This window comes from Kamptonema formosum PCC 10802, from assembly GCF_000332335.1.
Classification (GTDB): Bacteria; Cyanobacteriota; Cyanobacteriia; order Cyanobacteriales; family Oscillatoriaceae; genus Oscillatoria.
Genome location: NZ_KB235948.1, coordinates 6,012,618 through 6,032,955 on the forward strand (window position 1 = coordinate 6,012,618; position 20,338 = coordinate 6,032,955).

Annotated in this window: 16 protein-coding genes; 7 read left to right on the forward strand and 9 right to left on the reverse strand. The window is 56.5% G+C overall.

Going from position 1 to position 20,338, the window contains the following annotated elements:
- Nucleotides 1–97: 97 nt before the first annotated feature.
- From OSC10802_RS0126455 to OSC10802_RS0126490, 7 genes are all read right to left on the reverse strand, one after another.
- Nucleotides 98–1,480, reverse strand: coding sequence for a 1-acyl-sn-glycerol-3-phosphate acyltransferase (locus OSC10802_RS0126455; RefSeq protein WP_017719790.1), 1,383 nt, complete (start codon nucleotides 1,478–1,480; stop codon nucleotides 98–100).
- 460 nt (nucleotides 1,481–1,940) lie between these two features.
- On the reverse strand, nucleotides 1,941–3,329 hold the full coding sequence (locus OSC10802_RS0126460; protein WP_017719791.1) for a lysophospholipid acyltransferase family protein: 1,389 nt from the start codon (nucleotides 3,327–3,329) through the stop codon (nucleotides 1,941–1,943).
- Nucleotides 3,330–3,712: 383 nt separating this feature from the next.
- Nucleotides 3,713–7,930, reverse strand: a complete 4,218-nt coding sequence (locus tag OSC10802_RS44845) for a hypothetical protein (RefSeq protein WP_017719793.1) — start codon at nucleotides 7,928–7,930, stop codon at nucleotides 3,713–3,715.
- A 560-nt stretch (nucleotides 7,931–8,490) separates the two neighbouring features.
- Nucleotides 8,491–10,509, reverse strand: coding sequence for a ribonuclease catalytic domain-containing protein (locus OSC10802_RS0126475; RefSeq protein ID WP_026098835.1), 2,019 nt, complete (start codon nucleotides 10,507–10,509; stop codon nucleotides 8,491–8,493).
- A 105-nt stretch (nucleotides 10,510–10,614) separates the two neighbouring features.
- The gene (gene rpsR / locus OSC10802_RS0126480; protein ID WP_017719795.1) at nucleotides 10,615–10,830 is read right to left on the reverse strand and encodes a 30S ribosomal protein S18; all 216 of its coding nucleotides are present in this window, start codon (nucleotides 10,828–10,830) and stop codon (nucleotides 10,615–10,617) included.
- Between the two features lie 138 nt (nucleotides 10,831–10,968).
- Nucleotides 10,969–11,157, reverse strand: a complete 189-nt coding sequence (gene rpmG / locus OSC10802_RS0126485) for a 50S ribosomal protein L33 (protein ID WP_017719796.1) — start codon at nucleotides 11,155–11,157, stop codon at nucleotides 10,969–10,971.
- 46 nt (nucleotides 11,158–11,203) lie between these two features.
- Nucleotides 11,204–11,722: an RDD family protein gene (locus OSC10802_RS0126490; RefSeq protein ID WP_017719797.1), complete on the reverse strand. Its 519-nt coding sequence runs from the start codon at nucleotides 11,720–11,722 to the stop codon at nucleotides 11,204–11,206.
- 501 nt (nucleotides 11,723–12,223) lie between these two features.
- Here OSC10802_RS0126490 and OSC10802_RS0126500 point away from each other — a divergent pair.
- Nucleotides 12,224–14,887 (forward strand): NACHT domain-containing protein, encoded by a 2,664-nt coding sequence (locus OSC10802_RS0126500; protein ID WP_017719798.1) that lies wholly within the window; start codon nucleotides 12,224–12,226, stop codon nucleotides 14,885–14,887.
- A gap of 216 nt (nucleotides 14,888–15,103) precedes the next feature.
- Here OSC10802_RS0126500 and OSC10802_RS0126505 read toward each other — a convergent pair whose 3' ends face one another.
- On the reverse strand, nucleotides 15,104–15,787 hold the full coding sequence (locus tag OSC10802_RS0126505; protein ID WP_026098836.1) for a Uma2 family endonuclease: 684 nt from the start codon (nucleotides 15,785–15,787) through the stop codon (nucleotides 15,104–15,106).
- A 90-nt stretch (nucleotides 15,788–15,877) separates the two neighbouring features.
- Here OSC10802_RS0126505 and OSC10802_RS51145 point away from each other — a divergent pair, with 90 nt between their 5' ends.
- From OSC10802_RS51145 to OSC10802_RS0126525, 6 genes are all read left to right on the forward strand, one after another.
- Nucleotides 15,878–16,078: a hypothetical protein gene (locus tag OSC10802_RS51145; RefSeq protein WP_155968407.1), complete on the forward strand. Its 201-nt coding sequence runs from the start codon at nucleotides 15,878–15,880 to the stop codon at nucleotides 16,076–16,078.
- 93 nt (nucleotides 16,079–16,171) lie between these two features.
- Nucleotides 16,172–16,396 carry a hypothetical protein gene (locus OSC10802_RS41915; RefSeq protein WP_017719800.1) on the forward strand — a complete coding sequence of 75 codons (225 nt, stop codon included), beginning with the start codon at nucleotides 16,172–16,174 and terminating at the stop codon, nucleotides 16,394–16,396.
- Complete coding sequence (locus tag OSC10802_RS41920) at nucleotides 16,389–16,697, forward strand: hypothetical protein (protein WP_044170205.1); 309 nt, start codon at nucleotides 16,389–16,391, stop codon at nucleotides 16,695–16,697. The genes OSC10802_RS41915 and OSC10802_RS41920 overlap by 8 nt, the downstream gene beginning before the upstream one ends.
- Complete coding sequence (locus tag OSC10802_RS51150; protein ID WP_155968409.1) at nucleotides 16,697–16,855, forward strand: hypothetical protein; 159 nt, start codon at nucleotides 16,697–16,699, stop codon at nucleotides 16,853–16,855. Before OSC10802_RS41920 ends, OSC10802_RS51150 begins: the two co-directional genes overlap by 1 nt.
- Before the next feature lie 586 nt (nucleotides 16,856–17,441).
- Nucleotides 17,442–18,506: a succinate dehydrogenase/fumarate reductase iron-sulfur subunit gene (locus OSC10802_RS0126520; RefSeq protein ID WP_026098838.1), complete on the forward strand. Its 1,065-nt coding sequence runs from the start codon at nucleotides 17,442–17,444 to the stop codon at nucleotides 18,504–18,506.
- A 69-nt stretch (nucleotides 18,507–18,575) separates the two neighbouring features.
- A complete protein-coding gene (locus OSC10802_RS0126525) occupies nucleotides 18,576–18,767 on the forward strand; it encodes a CAB/ELIP/HLIP family chlorophyll-binding protein (protein ID WP_017719803.1) in 192 nt (63 codons plus the stop codon).
- A 94-nt stretch (nucleotides 18,768–18,861) separates the two neighbouring features.
- On the opposite strand, the gene OSC10802_RS0126530 is transcribed toward OSC10802_RS0126525, so the two are convergent.
- Nucleotides 18,862–20,307 (reverse strand): trypsin-like peptidase domain-containing protein, encoded by a 1,446-nt coding sequence (locus OSC10802_RS0126530; RefSeq protein WP_017719804.1) that lies wholly within the window; start codon nucleotides 20,305–20,307, stop codon nucleotides 18,862–18,864.
- Nucleotides 20,308–20,338: the final 31 nt, after the last annotated feature.

Consider the following 20,338-nt stretch of genomic DNA (forward strand, 5'->3'; position numbering starts at 1 on the left):
TTGAAAAAGACTTGGGCGGGCCACCGGCAGCCTCTTGTAGAGACGCGATAAATCGCGTCTCATCCCCTCTCATCGCCTCTCGATTTGTTTGCCGGCGCTAAACAATCATCCCTTGCAAAGCCGTTTGCAAATCTTTCGTCAAATCCGCAACAGCTGAGCGGCGGCTGGATTTATAAGCATCCCAGCGCTCGCTCACCGAAATCGGCTCGCCCACCGTCATCCGCACCCGCTGCTTGCCCAGCTGGGGGCGTCCGAAAGGATTCCCCCCCTTAATGCGAGTTATCATATCCGACAGCAGCAGCGCTGTCTCCGCAAACCGCTCCACAGAAGGCTTTTCCTGAACGTACTTGCCCGTCACCGCCACAAAAGTTTCCACAAGCCGCATGTGCCACATGCGGAAGGAAGCTTCCTCCGCAATCCGGTCCGCAAGTCCGCGCTCCAGAGGGGAGAGCGAGTCAAAATCCTTGATATCTTCCCGGTAAATCCGCTCCCAGCCCGCTTGCTCCAAGCGCCGGCAGCGGTCAATAAAACTCCCCTTCGGCGACAGGCCAAAATAGTCCTCCGCCACCTGTAACGCCACATTCAAAAGCGCTGACAGCCGCTCCGAAAAATCTTTATTTTCAGCAGACAGCGGCAGCTTTTTGTGATAGAATTGAGAGTAATATTCCTCCATGATTGCCAGTAAATGGCCGCCCAGCCGGATCAGACGCAAGTAGAAAGTGTGCTTGCTTGAAGTAGAGCTGTCGGTTAAAGATTGTCCCTTCCTGCCATCATACATCGGCTGCAGCCCGCTCTCCGCTTCCAACTCGCTCAACAGCTTGTCCACACCATCCCAAGGCTCCTCAACATAGCGGTACTGAATGCCAACCGGCACAATCAAAACCTGTTCGCTGCGCCCATCCTTATATAAATCCTCAGCACACCAGAAACCCAGCTGAGCGATACCCGGTTCCAGGGGGCTGATGATTTCATTGTGACCGTTAGTGGCACCTTCTGGAGCCGCCGCCATCGGAAACATGCCGGTGGAAAACAGCTCTCTCGCCGAGCGCAACCCCAGCCGGTCTACCTTACCGCGTATAATAGGAGTGCCGCCCATTTGGGAGTAGAGCCAGCCCACCCAATTTCCAGCCCACAGGGGAATTCCCCGGTCATAAACCGGGTGAAAATGAGTGGGGTACTGCAGCGACACACCCGTCTGTCGCGCCACCTGCGGCACCAGCCGCCAAACCAGGTGCGCCATGCAGAAGGGGTCATCCGTACTGGGGTGGCGAAACGCCATCAGAAAGCGAATTTTACCCTCTTGAAACTGGCGGTAAAGCTCGACCAGAGTCTCAACATTTTCCGCTTGAATGTCGGCAATAGACGTGCGATATTTCAGCCACACCGGCAGCAGTTGCTGGCAGCCCCGCAAGAGCCAAGGGTTGAACGCCGGTGGGATAAATTCCAGAGGCGGCTGAGCTTGAGTAATCGGATGAGACATAGGGTTTGACTCCTAAATGTTAAGATTGAGTTGGGCATTGGGCGATGGTTTGTAGTTGGGCTTTAGCCCAACCGACGCCCTCGCAGTAAGCCAAATGTTCAGGTTTGTAGTTGGGCTTTAGCCCAACCGACGCCCCCGCAGTAAGCCAAATGTTCAGGTTTGTAGTTGGGCTTTAGCCCAACCGACGCCCTCGCAGTAAGCCAAATGTTCAGGTTTGTAGTTGGGCTTTAGCCCAACCGACGCCCCCGCAGTAAGCCAAATGTTCAGGTTTGTAGTTGGGCTTTAGCCCAACCGACGCCCCCGCAGTATGCCAAGTTTTCAACCTAATTATCCCCGTTTATAGCGTCTCTCATATTAGTGAGGTACTGAGAAACCCGGTTTCTTAAAGAAACTGGGTTTCTGGCCATAGTTCATCCAACTGAGAGCCGCTATATCTGCGTCCATCTGCGGTTGCAAAATTTTAAACAATCATCGCTTCCAGAGCAGTTTGCAAGTCTTGCGTCAGGGCAGCGATCGCAGACCGGCGGCTGGCTTGATAGTTGGCCCAGCGGTCTGAAACTGAGATCGGCTCCCCTACAGTCAGCTTAACCCGCTGCTCCCCGATGCGGGGGCGCGGGAAAGGATGCTGCCCCTTAATGCGAGTCAGGGTGTCCCACAGCAGCAGCGCTGTTTCTGCAAACCGCTCTGCAGTGGGTTTTTCCCGCACATAGTTGCCGGTAACAGCGACAAAGTTTTCCACCAGACGGATATGCCACATGCGCAAACTCGCTTCTTCCGCAATCCGGTCAGCCAGCCCCCGCTCTCCCGCTGGTATAGTGTCAATATCTTTGATATCTTCGCGATAGATCCAATCCCAGCCGGCTTGTTCCAAACGCCGGCACCGGTCAATCACCCCGCCCTTGGGCGTGACGCCAAAATACTGCTCTGCCACGTTTAATGCCACATTTAGCAGCGCTTGCAGTCGGGCGCTCAAGTCCGGAGTGCGATCGCCTTCCGCCGGCACCTGCGGCAGCGACTGGTGATAGAACCGGCAGTAAAATTCTTCCATTAAGCAAAGCAGGCGCTCCCCGAGACGGTAAAGACGCAGGTACAGGGAGTGCTGGGCGGGAGTGGGCTCTTGCGGGAGCCGGTTTTGCGCTCCCTCACCCACCGGCAAGCCCAGGTCTGCTTCCAGCTGGCTCAATAGTTTTTCCAAAGCCTTCCAAGGCTCCTCAACATAATGGTATTCTATCCCCACCGGCACGATCAGAACCTGTTCCGTGCGTCCCGCCTTCAGCAAATCTTCAGCGCACCAAAATCCGAGCTGGGCGATACCCGGTTCCAGGGGGCTGACAATTTCATTGTGACCGTTTTTGGAGCCTTCCGGCGAGGCAGCTAAGGGGAAACAGCCATTAGCAAACAAATCGCGAGCGGCGCGCAATCCCTGCCGGTCTGCCTTACCGCGCTGGATAGGAGTCGCGCCCAAACGGGAATTGATCCAGCCCACAAACGAGCCGGCCCACAGGGGAATTCCCCTATCATACATGAAGTGAGCGTGAATCGGAGTCTGTAAAGATACATTTTTTTGTCGCGCCACCTGCGGCACCGCGCGCCACAGAAAGTGGGCCAAACAGAAAGGGTCATCTCCGCCAGGATGGCGAAACGCCAGCAAGAAGCGAATTTTACGCTCCTGAAACTGCCGGTATAGGGTGACAAGGGTTCCCACATTCTCCGCTTGAATGTCGGTGACTCGCGTCTGAAATCGCAGCCACAGCGGCAGCAGCTGCTGGCAACCGCACAAAACCAGGGGGTTGAGTGCCGGTGGGATAAATTCCAGCGCGGGCTGAGCTTGGTTAATTAAATGGGGCATGGGCAGCAAGCGTTTATTTGTACCGTGTCAGTTGTAGCAAGTAAAGAGGGGTGCCGGTGGGGCCGAACCCTCAATAGCTCTTTGTTTGCTTTTTATTCCCAACCCCTAATTGGCAATTCCGGAAACTTGAGTAATTCTTTTAAAAGCAACCGCCCCGTGAAGGAGCGCCAAGGAAAGGAAAGATTATAGCGGTTTTCATCTGAATGAGGTACTAAGAAACCCGGCTTCTTAAAGAAACCGGGTTTCTGGCATGTAATCCAACTGAAACCCGCTATAATAATTTCACCAACCATTTATAAATGCAATATATCATGTCGGGTTTATTGACTGCAATTCAGCAGCAAATGCCGCCTGCCCCCAGTCCCGCCGCCATGCCCCATGCCCTACTCCCACTCTTGAAACTCAACAATCCAGTTCTGCACCAGAGAGAGAATCTGTTCCCGCCGAGTTTCAAACGTAGCGCCAATCCAAATCAAGGCGCTGCCGAGTAGCAGGCCAATCACCCACTTGACAAAAGCGTATTCCTGGCTTAAAATAATAAGCTGATTGACGGCATTCAGTACAAACGCTGCAGTTCCCACATAGAGGAAAGCCCGCACCCGAAAGGCTAAGCCGGCAAAAATCGCCAGAAGACTCAAAGAGCCAGATACTAACCAGTTAGAGGTGAGCAGCGCCACAAAGCAAATCGCGCCCGCGCCGGTCAGGCGCAGGAAGTGGCGAGCCTGTTTCTGCTGGCGGGGCTGGAAACCGGCATCGACTTGGGCGATGTATAGCAGAGACAGAGCCGGTGGGACAGTGTACGCCAAGGGATCGGTGACGTTAAGATTTAAGAACCAGCGCAGGATCGCCCAGTTGATGAAAAATGCGCTCACATAGGTGATGCGAATTTGCCGGTTCAGCAGAGCCAGGAAAATGTAGAATGCGGAGACAATAAGCAAGCTAGCTGGGTTAATGGCCTGTGCGGTTTGCAGTGCGGCACCCACCGGCAGCACGACTGCGGAGCGCAGCCAGGGCTGTTTTGGCCAGCCCCAGCGCTCCCAGGGCAGAATCCAGAGAAAATAGGCGGCGACAGCGCTGAGCGCCGCTGCCCAAGGCAGCAACAGCCCCCCAAAATGCAGTTTGCTGCCGATATAAATGGCGATGGCGGCGGCTTCTAGGATGCCGGCATAAATCCAGATTTCTGCGAGAGCCCGACTGGGATTGTGACGCCCTTGCACGATGGCATAGCTGCTTAAAAAGATGCCGGTGCTCAACCCCACTAAGTCAGCGACTTCGATAGGGGCGCTGATAGCCGCCAGCAACAGCCAGCTGCTGGCAATCCAGTGCAGGTGCGCAACGACTCTCACTTCTTTCTCGGTGAGGCGCAAGTAGTCCAGCAGTGCCGGCGCTCCGGTGCGGTAGGCGGACATGGCGATCGCGCCCAGGGTGGCGAAGGCGATGAGCCGGTCGCCATCCGCCATAGGTGAGATTTGATAGGCGAGAATTTCCCAGGCGGAAGCGGACACCCCAATCAGGGCCATGTAGACGAGGGGTTTGAATTCCTCGCGCCGGCGTCCCACACCAATGGCAATCAGCGCCAGCCCCAAGGTGGTGAACCCTGTCCAAGCGGTGAGGGAGTCCCAGCGCAACAGGGCGGCGAACCCGCCGTAGAGCAGGGGCATCAGGTGCAGGCTGCTGGGCGTTCGGTTGCGGGAGTGCCGGTGCCACCAGTCACCGGCCAGCTGGGCAATCAGTCCGAGGGCAATGTTGGCAACCGCCACGTGCAGCGCCTCCGGACCGGCAAAGCCCAACACCTCTGCTGCCAGCACTTCCAGACTCCAGCCAAAGCAGTAAAGCGTGCGGTTGGAGGGTTGCGGCCAGCTGCGATAAGCGATCGCACCGGCTATCAGAGCGGCGGCGGCGGTGGCAGCAAGGGAGGGGTCAGTAACTTTCCAGTAGACGGCGAAAGAGTGAGACGTCAGGGCTGCAAGGGAGCCGGCAAACAGTGCGATCGCCCAGAAGTCGGCTGCCGGTGCGTAAAGAGCGCTGAGTGAGGGGCTCTCTATTTCCCATTCGGGGTTCGGCTCTGCCAGCCCAGAGTTGCGGACAAGCCAGCCTCGCCAGCCCCACAAAGCAGTGACAGCCGCCGCGACAGTGACAGCCCAGGCATCGGCGGACAGTGGGGGCAAACCGGGAATGCCATCCCACAGCAGCAGGAAAAAGAAACTCAGCGCCATTCCCACAGTGATGCGGGCGGCGCTCGACAGCCGCAAATATCGGGTGTTGACAGACATGACTGCAGTGGCGACGCCCAACGTAATTAAGCGGGCTCCCGGTACGGTGAGCGCCAGCAGTTGCGCCATGAGTGAGGCGGCCACACTAAAAGAGCTGGCTTGCCGGCGTCTTTGGGAATCTGACCGCCTGGCGGCGGCGGTGAGGGCGGCGGGTGCGGCCAGCCACAAGATGCCCCACTCTGGGCGGCTGTCAGGAAAATCGTAAAGGAAGTTGAAGTAATTGGCCAGCAGCAGGCCATAGCTGGCACTGGCAAGGATTAGCCCCAGGTGCCAAGCGCTCTGCTGCCAAATCAGTGCCGGGATTTGGGGATTTGGGGATGGGGGCTCGGGGCTAGAGGCTGTCCGATCCTCCCGGGGAGAGTCAGCAGAGGCGATAGATTGCGTCTGATTTTCCACCACAGCGTCTTCGGAGGCGATAAATCGCGTCTCTACTGGAGAAATGGCTCCTGCCGGTGTTTTATCTCTCTCGCTAGCTCTGTCTTGCGGGACAGGGCTGGGTGGGGGATTCGATGTTTTCTGGGCGGGGTTTGAGGGGAGGCCGGCGAATGACAGCTCTGCTAGCGCTAGGGCTAAATAAAAGGCGGCCCAGGCACCGAGGGGCAGGGAAGGCCAAATCCAGTTAATGGCTGAGCTGAGAGTGAGGGGAGCGCTGATGTGGGTGAGGTATACCAGGCGCACTCGGGTGGGGGTGCGCCGGCGGGTGACGCTTGCCAGGGTGAGGGTAGATGCCAGCAGGTTCAGGGTGCGCAAGCTCGGATAGGGCAAGGTGAGACAGGTCAGGCAGGTCCCAAATGCGAGAGCGAGCTGTTCGCTGAATGTGGCGAGTTCTGGGGGGACGGTTTGGCCCTCTGCGCACTGCCGGTGCAGCCAGTCGGCTATTGAGAGGGTGAGAAGCAGGTAGGGAAATAGTGCCAAGCCCAGCAAGGGGCGAGAGTCGGTTTCTGGAATGCCGGACAGCTCTGTGGCGGTTGCGAGCAGGGATTGCTGGAGTGCCGGTGGGACTAGCTGCCACGCCAGCCAGAGTGCTTGCAACCCAGTGATGAAGATGGCGGCTAAATCGGCACGCCGCCAAAAGCGCCACAAGCGTTCGGCTAGCCACCACAGGCCGAGTCCGCTGACTGCGATCGCCTGCTGGGGTTCTGCCGGCGCGGAAACCAGCCAGCCGAAAAATAGCAAGCTGCCCCCAATGTGCTGCGACAGGGAGTAGAGGCGCTCCTGTTTGCCGATTTCTCGCGCAGCGTAGCTGCTCTGGGGATAGAGTCGGGGAAACAGCCAGCCGCAAATTCCTATGGCCAACCCCAACTGGCTGATGTCCACACGAGCGAATATGGCCCGCAGTAGCAGGATTCCCAGGGCGTAGCCGACTACAGTGGCAGAGGGAAGGGGAAGGGGCGTAGCGGCGGGAGTGTTTTCTGGCCGGTCCTGTTCGGCATCTTCGGGTTTGGGGGTTTTGAAGGCGCGGGCGAGGGCGGTTCCCACGATGCCGAGATAAACCGCCAGCAGGGGAAATCCGGGCAAGTTCCAGCCCCAGTGCAGGTAACTCAGCGCCAGACTGTTGATGGAGTACCGGCGGGATAAGCTTTGCTGATTTTTGAACAGCAACACTGTGATGCCGGTGAGGGCAGCTGTTGCGATCGCTGCGGTGAGCCATCCGGGGGAGTCTCCCCACAGCCCAAACCCATCCATTGCCCAAAAATTCACCGGCACGAGGAGCAGGGTTACTAGCTGCAATGTCTGAGCGGTGAGTCGCAAGGAAGGCTGGGCTGCCGCCCAGTAGGACACGCCCCAAAATACTAAGGTGTAGGCCAGCAAAACCCCGTACTGTCCTGCTGCCGGAAATTTCTGCCACTGGCTGGCGGCTAGCAACCCTGATGACACGACTACCATGAACACGCCGAGAAATAGCAGCCACCTGACGCTGATCTCTGCCATCAGTGACTGCAGTCCTTTGGGCAATCGGGGTGCTCGGAGCTCTTTGCTGCTGAAAGCTAGTGCCGGTTCGGGTGCCGGTTTCGCTGCCGGTTTGGGTGCCGGTTTGGGTGCCGGTTCGGGTGCCGGTTCGGGTGCCGGTTCGGATGCCGGTTCGGGTGCCGGTTCGGGTGCCGGTTCGGGTGCCGGTTCGGGTGCCGGTTCGGGTGCCGGCTCGGGTGCCGGTGGGGCGACAGGTTCCGGAAGTGGAGAGGAGAGATATTGCCGGCAAAGCTGGCGAACCTGAGCGTCAGAAATTAGACCCAGACGCAACAGCGCATCCAGCCCCTCTAACAGCTCCGGCTGCGAAGCCTTAAGATAAAGTTCTATTCTGATTGAGCGCTCAGGTGGGAGTGACATGACTCAGCGACCGCAAACAGTCATACCCTATCATGCCCCATACCCGTTACACCGGCTGTCTGAGGCAGATACCGGCTCGCTCCCTCACTTCTTCGCTCTCGCTCCTCACTCTCCAAAGTTCTTAATATCCGCCTGAACCCTTCCTTAAATTCCTTTGCGCTCTCTGCGTCTGCCCAACGGGCAAGCCGCGCCGCGCGTCTGTGGCGGTTCTAGCACTAGCCACTTAGGGAACGGACATTAGATTTTGAGGTCGGAGGGAACACCTGCCCTCAAGGTCTCTGGGACAGGCGAGACGCCTGTCCTACGTCCTAACCTAACTGCTCACTGCTATATAAAATATATTACTATTCAACCAGATAAATTATCATTTAGCCCCGCAGCTCTTCAACCGGCTGGGCAATACCTTTTCAAATCCGCCTGAACCCTTCTTTAAATCCCTTGGCGCTCTCTGCGTCTGCCCAACGGGCAAGCCGCTGGCGGGTCTATGGCGGTTCAAATAACAGCGATTCACCCTGATAAAATCTCAGGCCGCCGGCAGGGTGCGCCGAAGCGCACCGCCCTCAGCTAGCTGCCGGCTGAGCTGCCTGAGCAACCATTTCTTGGAAGTGGATAATATCGGATCGGGGATCTGAGTGAGTCACTTTCAATTCCAGGCGCTCGCCGGGCTGCACCGAGCGCCGGAAGCGCATGGGCAGCTCCAAGCCCAGCTCCTCTAGCAGCACCAGTCCTAGGTTTTCATCCTCTCGCAGCCAGCGCAACATCAGGGCTTGCCAGACCTCATTTGAGTGACGGCGGAGGAATTCGAGGGCCCAGTAGCGGTTGGTTTGGCGCTCCACCAAGCTGGCTTCAGAGACAATGGAAGCAATGCTGAGCATCACGTCCAGGAGTTCTTGAGCTGAGAAGGGCAAGGGATCGCCTCGGAGGTGAGCTTTGAGCTGGAAGTGGGCGAGCAAGTCGGTATAGCGGCGGATGGGAGAGGTGACTTGGGCGTAGGTGTCCAAACCCAAACTGGCGTGGCGTGCCGGCATGGTGCTCATTTCGCTCTTGGGCATGCAGCGGCGAATGGCGCAGGCGCGTGCGGGACCGGCGGGAAGCTGCAGCAGCTCTTCATCCGAGGGCAGTTCGGGCTGGGGCTGGTTGCGGAAGGGCAGGGGGAGACTGTGAGTTTGACCGTAGCGAGCGCCAACTTCGCCGGCCAAAATCATCATTTCTGCAACCAGCTGTCGGGAGCGGGAGTCTTCCATCAGTTGAACTTGGACCTCATCTCCGCGCACTTTGATCACTGCTTCTGGCATGGAGATGCTGATCGCCCCTTGGGAGAGCCGCCACTGCTGCCGGCGTTTGGCCCACTCTGCCAGGGCGGAGATTTCTGGTTCGGCAGAGATGCCCAGCAGCAGCATTTCGTCCACATCCTCGTAGGTGAGGCGGTAAGTGGGCTTGATGGTGCTCGGGTGAATGGTGTACTCCTGAACTCCGCCGGTTTCATCGAGGATGATGGCAAAGCTGAGGGCGCAGCAGAGCCGGCCCTGCACCAGACTCATCGGGCCGGTGGCCAGTTCTGGGGGGAACATGGGGATGATGCCGGTGGGCAGGTATAGTGTGGTGCAGCGCCGGCGAGCTTCCAAGTCCAGCTCGTCTCCGGGGGAGAGCAAGCGGGTGGGATCGGCAATGTGAACCCAGACGCGCTGACGTCCATCTGGGAGATATTCCAAACTCAAGCCGTCATCAATTTCTTGGGTGGATTCATCGTCGATGGTGTACACCTTGAGATGGGTTAAATCCAGCCGGTTTGAGTCGGGATCGGGGGGCGTCGAATTCAAGCTGCGTTGGGCCACTTCCAGCACCTTGGTAGAGAACTGAATCGGGATCTGGCTGCGGCGGAGAAAGAGATTCTCGTGCTCAGTCCACACTCCTAAATCTGCCAAAAGCTGAAAAGCCCCTTGAGGAGTTTCGGGGCGTTTCAGGGCTGCTAGAGTTTCTATAGCGGGAGCTCGGTGATTGGCTTCTTCTCCGAGGGCGGCGAACCGTTCTAGGGCGTCGATGCGGGACTGATCGGTGTTGAGCCACTCCACCGGCTCGCCGGAGATCCGCTGCCCCACGCGACCTAAAAATTCCTGCCACTCTTGCTGGCGCTGGCGCTCCACCTCTTGCTGGTGTTTGAGTTCAGCTACCATCGCAGCTGAGCGGGGCTCGTAGCGCTCTCCCTTCTGCTTGAAATAGAGTTTGTCCTCACAGAGCAAGAGGTAAGCTGCGTAGCACTGCGCTGGACTCTGCTCGGAAAACAGCAGCTGCGCCATTTGCGCCGGCTCCACCGACTCCCCCTCCTCTGCCAGGAATTCCCAAGCGACTTCCAAGCTGGAGGGATCGAGGTACTGGTCTGCCTCTTGGCGGAACTTGGGGATGTCTGAGGGTTTGTAGGTTCCGCCGGCTACCTCATAACTGATTTGCTTGGGTGGGATGCTGTGAGATTGGTTATTCTCATCGATTACGATCCAGTTCTTTTTGCCATCTGGACGTTCTGCCACGGCGAGCCGTCTGTCGCCGTGCCACCGAAATTCTATAAGCGTTCCCTTATCCACAAGCTTATCTGACGAATGAACTATAAAATCTAAAGTATTGAGTGTGTGGTGTGAAGTGTCAAGGTTGAATTTTCAGCTTTCAGCCTTTCCACTTCAGCTTTTTGATTATCCTTCTTGGTTGATGAAGGGCAGCAAAGCCACTAGCCTAGCCTGTTTGATCGCTTTTGTCATGTCTCGCTGCTGTTTGGCAGTCAGACCTGTAATGCGACGCGGCAATATTTTACCACGCTCCGTGATGAATTTGCGGAGCAGTTCGACATCTTTGTAGTCGATAGGGTCCCCTGGTTTAATCGGTGAAACGCGGCGACGAAAGTAAGCCATAGCAGTTGTCGGTTGTCGGTTGTCTGTTGTCTGTTGTCAGTTCAAAGCGGTTAGTGGCCGGTGAGCCATCTTGGCCCATGAGCTGTGGCCCAATGCCCAATGCCCAATGCCCACTGCCCACTGCCCAATGCCCAATCCCTACTTGATTTCTTTGTGGACTGTGTGCTTGTTGCAGTGAGGGCAGTGCTTTTTGAGTTCCAACCGGGCGGTGGTGTTGCGCCGGTTCTTGGTGGTGGTGTAGCGGGATACGCCCGGAGTGCGCTTTGCGGTGTTTGAGCGACACTCGGTGCATTCCAAGGTAATGATAAGGCGGACGCCCTTAGCCATAACTTTGCCGGGTTAAAAGGGATACAGATTTAAACGCAAATAACTATTATTTCACAAAACGGCGCAATTGAGCAACCCATCGCTTGACTTTTAGATCGAGGGAGTAGCCCCGCCGGGTGGCGATGACGATAGTGCCGGCGATGCGGTCGTGAAAGGCTTGCTGCAGCTGGGGGTCGAAGTTGGCCACGCCGCAGTCGATGGCCACGGGGAGCAGCAGCAGCATGTACTGGGCGGTGGTGGGGCTGAGGTTGGTGAAGCCGGTGATGGCCCAGATGAGGCCAATGCCGGTGAGCCCTTCCCGTTTGAAGAGTTCGAGGAGTCCGGGGGTTTTGCCGGTGCGTTCGTCTACGACGCGCATATCGAAGGCCCAGCGCCCGAAGCTTTGGCCCTGGGTGCGGGAAACAATGACGATTCGGAAGATAAACCAAAGGATGAGTTGAACCAGCCAACTCCCTCCGAGGAGTGCGCCAATCAGGAACACCGGCAGTGCGTCGATGGAGAAGGCGCACCCCCTGCGCCAAATTTGAACCTTGGGCAAGCGGCTGGAGATGGGTTCGCTTTGCATGGGAGTTGGGGAATACTCAGGGCCTACACTATCTATATTGGCACGGTAGGGCATCGGGCATTGGGCATTGGGCATTGGCGGAAGAACCCCACCCCCTAACCCCTGCCCCTTATCCCCAGAGGGGGCCCCCCCTTCCCCGCGTGCGGGGAGGGGGGACAAGAGTGGCTAGCGTTCCTGGGCTGCCGGTTTGTAGTTGGGCTTCAGCCCAAAAGTTCGTAGTTGGGCTTCAGCCCAAAGGTTCGTAGTTGGGCTTTAGCCCAAAAGGTTCGTAGTTGGGCTTTAGCCCAAAGGTTCGTAGTTGGGCTTCAGCCCAAAAGGTTCGTAGTTGGGCTTTAGCCTGAGGTTAGGGGTAGGGGTAGGGTGCGTTCCCTAAGAGGGAACGCACCCTACGAGTTACTTTAGCCCAAAGTTCGCAGTTGGGCTTGAGCCCCACAGTCTTGCGCTCCAGTCTGCTGCCGGTAGGGCATAATAGAATTCAAAGTGGGTGAGTCAGAAAAACGCATGGCAATATGGGAAGGGATTGGCGGCACGGTGTTCAAGTCGGTGCTTGGGAGTGCTGCCGGCAACATTGCAAAGCAGTTGGTTAGCACAATCGGCAGCAAGTTAAACCCTACGGATGTCGAAAAAGCCCTAAAAGCCGGCATTCAGGCAGCCGTTGACTACGATGAAAAACTGCCCCTGGAACAGCATCTGTTCTTTCGCTGCGAGCCAGATTTCATTCCCGGCTTTCTGGCTGATGTCTTCAATGATGCCGGTGTTCAGGAGGAATTGGCAAGACCTCTGGCCAAGCAAGAACAGCCGCAAGTCGCTTATTTAGTCGAGGCTTTTAAAAAGATAGCACAAGAACACCCAAAAGTCAAGGGGAAACTCAACGAATCTCTGATTGAGCCTTGGCTGAAAGTGTTGGCGGACACTTATTTTGAGCGCACCGGCACGTATTTAAGGTTTAAGATTGCCCAAAAAGTCTATCTAAAGCAGCTGGCAAGCCGGTTTGATGATGTGAAGTTTGCTGGAGTTGCGGTAGAGGGGCAAGAAATAGATAAATCCGCCCTGCTGGAGAAAATTTTTGTCATGCCTGACGTGCGGGAGGAGATGCCGGCACAGCAATGGCTGCTAGAGAGTGCGCTCGAAAGTGCGCTGGAAAACCGTCAGGCAGAATTGCTCTGGGAGCAGCGCCAGCGAGCGCGACGGGAGGCGAACCTGCCCGCCGGCAGGACGTTTTCCGCACAGCAGCTGTTGCGGGAAAGCCAGTCTCATAAAGTGGTGCTGCTGGGAGATCCGGGCACCGGCAAAACGACTTTGATGAGTTACTTTGCAGTCATGCTGGCTGCGGGACAGCCGGAAAAACTGGGTTTCTCAGCCGAGACAGACTTGCTGCCTATTCTGATTCTGATTCGCGACTGGGCGAGACTGCTAGATAGTGCCGGCCTTCTCGATTATATCAAGATTTTTGCCGAGAAAAATCTATCCGTACCAAATTTGCCGGCAGGGTTCTTTGAGTATTGGCTGGAAGATGGGCGGGCGTTAATTTTACTGGACGGGTTGGATGAGGTGGCTGACACCGGCAGGCGGTATACGGCTGTGGAACAGATTGAGTCTTTTCTGGGCCAATTTTCGCAGAATCGGGCTGTGATCACCTCCAGACCGGCGGGCTACCGGCGAGACTTTTTCCGCACGGATGAGTTCCCGCACTTCACCCTCCAGCTGTTTGACGATACCAAAATCCAGCAGTTTATTGACAATTGGTATAGCAGCCGCATCTCAGACCCAGAGGAAGCCAAGCGGCGCAAAGACAGCCTGAAGCAAGCTTTGGAGGGGGGAGAGCGGATTAAGCTGCTGGCGAGAAACCCGCTGTTGCTGACAATTATTGCTCTGATTCACCGCTACGAAGCTTATCTGCCCAGACAGCGATACAAACTCTACGACCGCGCAGTGAAGACTTTATTAACTGCGTGGGACGACGGCAAGGAAATGAGGCATTGTCCTCTGGAATATCTCAATCGGGATGATTTGGAGCGCTTGATGCAGCGGCTGGCTTACTGGATTCACGCGCAGGGAGGCACCGGCGACAAGGAGGGCGGCACGTTAATCGACCGCGAGGAACTCATTCAAAAATTAGGGGAGTTCATTGCGGACGAAACGGGCGTGAAGCGATACCAGGCGGAGGGAGAAGCCAAGCGGTTTGTGGAATACATCCGCGAGCGCACGGGGTTGCTGAACGAACAGGGGCAGGACTGCTACGCTTTTGCGCACAAGACGTTTCAAGAATATCTCGCCGGTGAAGAAATCCTCTATCAGCAGCGAGATGATAGCGATGTAGTGCTGGAACACATCCGCAAATATCTCCACAACGCCCACTGGCGGGAGGTTTTGCTGCTGGTCATCGCGCAGCAAACCTCCAAAGGAGCGACGAAAGCCCTTCAGGAAATCCTCCGGCAACCCACACCTTACGAGCCTTGGCTGCACCGCAACCTTTTATTTGCCGGCATCTGCCTTACGGAAGATTTCAAGGTGGCAGATGCCAGTCTCGTGGAAGAAATTTTGCGGAGATTAGTCGATCTGGAAATTCAGGACGATCGCCGAGTGGGGTGGACAATACGCTCTCAGGTTTTTAAGATTCTGTGCGGTCTGAATGAGACTAAGTTGGAAGATCAAGCGCTGCAGCTGTTGAAAGATTCTGCAGAGCGGATGGATGAAGTGCGGTTGCTGGAATACCGTGCGGCGCTGGGGGAAAAAGAAGAGGTCATCGCAACTCTGTTGAGCCGACTGCAGGATGAGGATTCTCGGGTGCGTTTCAGTGCTGTTCAGGCACTAGGTCAGTTGAGAAACGCCTCGGAGCGGGTGATTGAAGCACTGTTGAGCCGACTGCGAGAGGATGAGAATTCTCGGGTGCGTGTCAATGCTGCCGCTGCACTAGGTGAGCTGGGAAACGCCTCGGAGCCGGTGATTGAAGCACTATTGAACCAGCTGCAAGATGAGGATTCTCTGGTGCTTTTCCATGCAGCTCGGGCACTGGTTAAGCTGGGCAAAACACCCAGCGAGATTGCCCCTGCTGTCGCCGAGTGGATTGAGCGGCACCAAGATTCAACACAGGTAGGGGATGGGATTAATGCGCTGTGGGATTTAGTGACAGGGGAGGACTCCATTTATAGCAATAGACAGTAAATTTAGGACAAGGCATTTCACTGGCTAGTAGGGATAGGGACAGGCGAGACGCCTGTCCTACGTCCTAACCTAAATAGCTACTGCTATAATACCCGGTTACGCTCAAGTGCCACTCTCAGCGATGTAAGCCTGACGCCACCGGCATTCCCACCGGCACTCCCCCCACACTCCTAACATCAATAGTGGGGTGCCGCACTCAGCACGCACCCCACAACTCTACATCGCATCTGGGTCAATCCCCAGTTCCCGGAGTTTAGCGGCTAATCGCTGCGCTCGCTCTTCAGCCTCCCGCCGCGCTTGTTCAGCTTCCTCATGCGTTAGCAGAAACTCACCCGTTCTGGGATTGAAGAACCGCAAGTTGCCATCTGGCAGAAGCCGCAAATCCAGTTCTAACACTTCACTCGCTAACGACACTGTGCCGTCGGGCAAAACAGTCCGGGCAATCGGGAAGTAATTCCCTTCTACTAAACGCAACCCCTGAAGTTGGGGATTCAGATAGTCGCCGGTTGGGTCATACTGGAAATATTCCCGCACCCCCAAAAAAGCATAGATCCCTTTCTTGGCACCCTGGTCTTGAGTCCGGGTACTCATTGACGTAATCTCTAAGACAAACTCAGGGGCTTTTCCTCCTTCATCCCACGTTTTGTAAGACCGGCGCTTGCGCTTCTCCACCCCAAACACCACAAAAACATCTGGAGATACTACCGACGCTGGATTGCCTTCTTCATAATAGATAAACAAATTTCCCGAAACGTAAACGTCTGGACGGTTCTGGAAGTAAATGCCCAGCCCTTTAACAGCATTCATTAAATCATCGCGCTGGAAATCACTCTCAGCCATTGGCAATCCATCCTCATCAGGGTATTCAATTTTCGTTGAGTTGAGCGCTGAAACTGTCATGGGCAGAAACCTCAACTGGGGATAGCATCAATCTAGCACTCTCAGGAGGCGTACAACCATCGCTTATCCAGCACGCCTACAATTCCTAACATGCAATCTGTCGCGGCAGGGGCGTTGCGCAGCGCGTGGGATGAACTCTTTTCTTTTCTATTCGAGAGCGATTTAAGCCTGACGCCACTGTTCCCACCGGCACCCCCCCACCTTTTGGGGGTGGGTTTTTTATCTCAGGACTTACCCAGCGAGCTTAATTGTGGGGTGGGTTACGCTAGCGCTAACCCACCCTACAGATAGTGGCGCAAGCGTAAGTCCTGCAGATAACATCTCTGTTTTGCTGTGAAAGTCCCTTCAGGGAGATAAAATAGTGATGTGATTGGGTAAACAAACGTGGCCAAGGAAAAAGAAACGACGCTCGTTAGGGCAGGAGTATATATGGAACCGGCACTCAAGGAGGCGGCAGAGAGATTGGCTAAGCGCCAGCGTCGCTCCCTGTCGGCGCTGATTTGCGTCCTTCTTGAGAAGGCAATCGCAGAAGCTGAGGCGCGGGGAGAGATTGAGGCGAGCTTGCCGGTGGGTGTTAGGGCAAGTCATGGGGGTGCCGGTGATGAGTGACGGTGACACAGAAGCCCACTTAGAGGCGTTGGAAGGGGAAATAGAGCAGATCAAGTCCCAGTTGGGCCAGTTGAGCGTGCACGGCAAGGCTATAGAATCGTTAGCGGGGCTGGCGTCGGACTTACTGCGGCTGACGCGGCTAAGCCAGCGCAGCGCTGACGAAGACCGGGCCATCATGCGGGAGATGCAAAGCGAGATGCGAGAGATGCAAACCGAGATTCGGGGGCTGCAGGCGGAAAATCGCCAGATTTTGGAGTACCTGTTTGGCCAGCAACGCAACAATGGGGGTGGGAGCCGGTGATGGCAGAGGAGTGGAACCTGCCAGCAGCTGACAGCGCTCGGCGGCTCAATCCTTGCAGCCGGTTGAAAGTCAGTCTTTTTCTAGCACTAGCCACATTGGGAACGCACATCAGACTTTGGGGTCACAAAGAATGCCTGCCCTACGGATATAAGGCGTAGGACAGGCGTCCCGCCTGTCCCAGTGCTCTAATTAAAGTGGCTACAGCTATACCAGCAAACAGAAAGCCGGTCTGATTGAAGAAAGGGGCTGGGGTCCCTTTCCCGTTCAGGACTTACGCAGCGACACTTAATGTGGTTTGGGGTGGGTTACGCTTCGCTAACCCACCCTACGGATAGAGGGTTTGCGTAAGATTTGCCGGTTTCGGGGTGCCGGTGGTTGAGACTGGACCTCTGAGCTCGAACGATGGACCTCTGAGCTCGAACGATGGAGCTCTGAGCTCGAACGATGGACCTCTGAGCTCGAACGATGGACCTCTGAGCTCGAACGATGGACCTCTGAGCTCGAACGATGGACCTCCGAGCTCGAACGATGGACCTCAGAGCTCGACTGATGGACCTCAGAGCTCGAACGATGGACCTCAGAGCTCGAACGATGGAGCTCAGAGCTCGAACGATGGAGCTCATCCACCGGCAGCCTCCCAAAAACCCACCCCCGAAAGGGTTGGGGGCAGGGGTTCAGCACCGGCACCCCCAAAATCGGCCTAAAATGGTTTATGCACTCCCTGTAGGGGAATCGGTAGCACGCATGCAAGTCCGTTTTAAGGTCATTCGACAAAATCAAGGCGCAGCGCCTCGGGTGCAAACCTACACCCTAGACGCCGAACCGGGCAACACCATCCTGGATTGCCTCAACCGCATCAAGTGGGAGCAAGACGGCACCCTGGCATTCCGCAAAAATTGCCGCAATACCATCTGCGGCAGCTGTTCCATGCGCATTAATGGCCGGTCCGCGCTAGCCTGTAAGGAAAATATCGGCAGCGAAATCGCCAGACTGCAACAGATCGCCGCCCAAGCTGCAGAAACCCAGCTCGCACAGGGCGGACAAAACGCCCCGCCGCCGGCACCGGCAGACTCTATCCCAGAAATCACCATCGCCCCAATGGGCAACATGCCGGTGATTAAAGACCTGGTAGTGGAGATGGCCAGTTTCTGGGACAATCTGCAAGCCGTTGATCCCTATGTGAGCACCGGCGCGCGAAACATCCCCGAACGCGAATTCCTCCAAACCCCACAAGAGCGAGAGAAGCTCAATCAAACCGGCAATTGCATCCTCTGCGGCGCATGCTATTCCGAATGCAACGCCCGCGAAGTCAATCCCGATTTTGTCGGTCCGCACGCCCTCGCCAAAGCTTACCGCACGATTGCAGACTCCCGCGACGCCGAAACCGAAAGCCGGCTGGAAAAATACAACCAAATCTCCTCCGGCGTTTGGGGCTGCACCCGCTGCTACTACTGCAATTCCGTCTGTCCGATGGGCGTCGCCCCCATGGATCAAATTGGCAAAATCAAAGAGGAAATTCTCGAACGCAAGGATGCCAGTTCCAGCCAGCCGGTGCGCCACCGCAAGCTCTTGCTCGATATCGTCAAAGAAGGGGGCTGGATTAATGAGCGCCAGTTCGCTCTCCGCTTATTTAACCACTCTTTCAAGGGATGGAAAGAGCTAGCCAAGATGGGCCCGCTAGGCTTGCGCATGCTGATGCGAGGGAAGGTTCCTATGGACTTTGAGCCTTCGGAAGGCACTGAGCAAGTTCGCGCGCTGATTGAAGCGGTGCAAAAGTTAGAGCATCCCTCTGCCGGCAAAAATAAGTAAGCAACAGCCTTGACAGAGCCCTTATATTGTGATATAATGGCGCGTTCTTCACGGAGGTAAAATAAAACAGTGAAACCAGAAACTCCCGCCTCACCGGCACCCCCAGAAACCCAACCTTACACCCCGCCAGAACCGGCCTTTGGCTGGACTCCCTACGCCGAACAAATCAACGGGCGATTTGCCATGCTCGGATTTGTGGCGCTGCTGGTTCTGGAATTTTTCACCCGTCAGGATTTCTTCACCTGGCTGGGTTTGCGCTAAATTTTCCCTCGGAATGCCTCGTTCCCAGTATGAGCGTTGCGTATTCCCTCGTTCCCAGGCAGAGCCTGGGAACGAGGGAATTTTGTCTCTCTCCCTAGCGGATAGTCAGAGTGTACCGGCCACGCCCATCCCTGTCAGAGGCGTTGACAATCACCCGGTAAACGCCGCTGCGGGGCAGTGTGGCTGTGATAGCAGAATCTGTGGTATTATTACTAGAATTGTTATTTTCTTTGAACACCTTGCCATCGGGAGATAGGAGCACTAAATAAGTGTCAAAATCCGGACTTTCGAGGGTAATGGTAACCGTCTGGCCGGCACGCCCTGTAAAGGCAGTCATGCGGTACAGACTGCCGTCTGAGGGAAGCACAGAGGCACCGGGACCCAAAACGCTCTGAATGGTGACGTTCATGGTTCCCTCCGGGCCAGGGTCGATGCCGGCACCGGCAGCGCTACCGGCAAACGCTCTCAAGCTGTAAGCCCCGGATTCCCCCGCCTGAGAGGAGTTGGCAATCACCGTGTACTTGCCGGTGGCGGGCAGTGTGGCCACAATGCGGGCGCTGTTGCCACCGCCGCCGTCGTTATCTTGCGCCACATCCCGCCCGCGAGGGTTGAGCAAAATCAGAAATGGGTCAATTTCCTGGCTGGTCATTTCCAGCGTCACCCGCTGTCCCGCCCGCCCTTCAAAGGTGTAAATGTCGAAAAAGCTGCTGTCCGCCCGCAAGGTCAGGGAACCGGGACCGAGTTTGCCGGCCACCGGCTGTCCGTTGAGGGAGAGAGGTTTGGGGGCGAAGGTCCGCGCTGCCGGTGCGGAACTCCGCGATGCGGTGCGGGGGGCGCGACCCTCTCGCACTGCACTCAGGAAAGGTCGCACCCGATCGGTTGATATGGCAAAACCGATGCCAATGTTCCCTCCCTGGCGAGCGGTAAAAATGGCTGTGTTGACGCCAATCAGCTCGCCCTGGCTGTTTAAAAGCGGTCCGCCGGAGTTGCCGGGATTGATGGCGGCGTCTGTTTGGATTAAGCCGCGCTGCCGGTCGATGCGGCTGACGATTCCCACGGTGAAGGTTCCCTGAAACCGTCCGAAGGGGTTGCCGATGGCAAAGGCTCGCTGGCCCACTTGTGCGGAACTCGCCGCGATCGGAAGCGCCGGCAGGTTGCTCTGGTTGGGAATCCGCAGCATGGCGAGGTCTAGACCCCTCTCCCCAAAGGCAATCACTTCTGCAGGCAGGCGTCTGCCGTCGGCGAGGGTGACGCTGACGCTGCCGGTGGCGCTGGCTACGACGTGGGCGTTGGTTAGGACTAGACCGTCGGAGCTTACAATGCTACCACTGCCGGTTTCCTTGCCGGCGCTGACGGACACGACAGCGGGGCTTGCCTTCTGGTAGACGCGAATGTTGATTTGCTCATCGGCATCCTGGGCTATTGCGCGGCTGTTGTGCGGCACACCGGCAGGGGTGAGGGCGTCTCCCACTACCGTGCCGGTGACTGTTCCCACCGTGAGAATCCCTGATGCTGCCAGACGCAAGAGCTTAGTATTCATCTTTTAACTCCTAAGATTTACGCTAAATAAA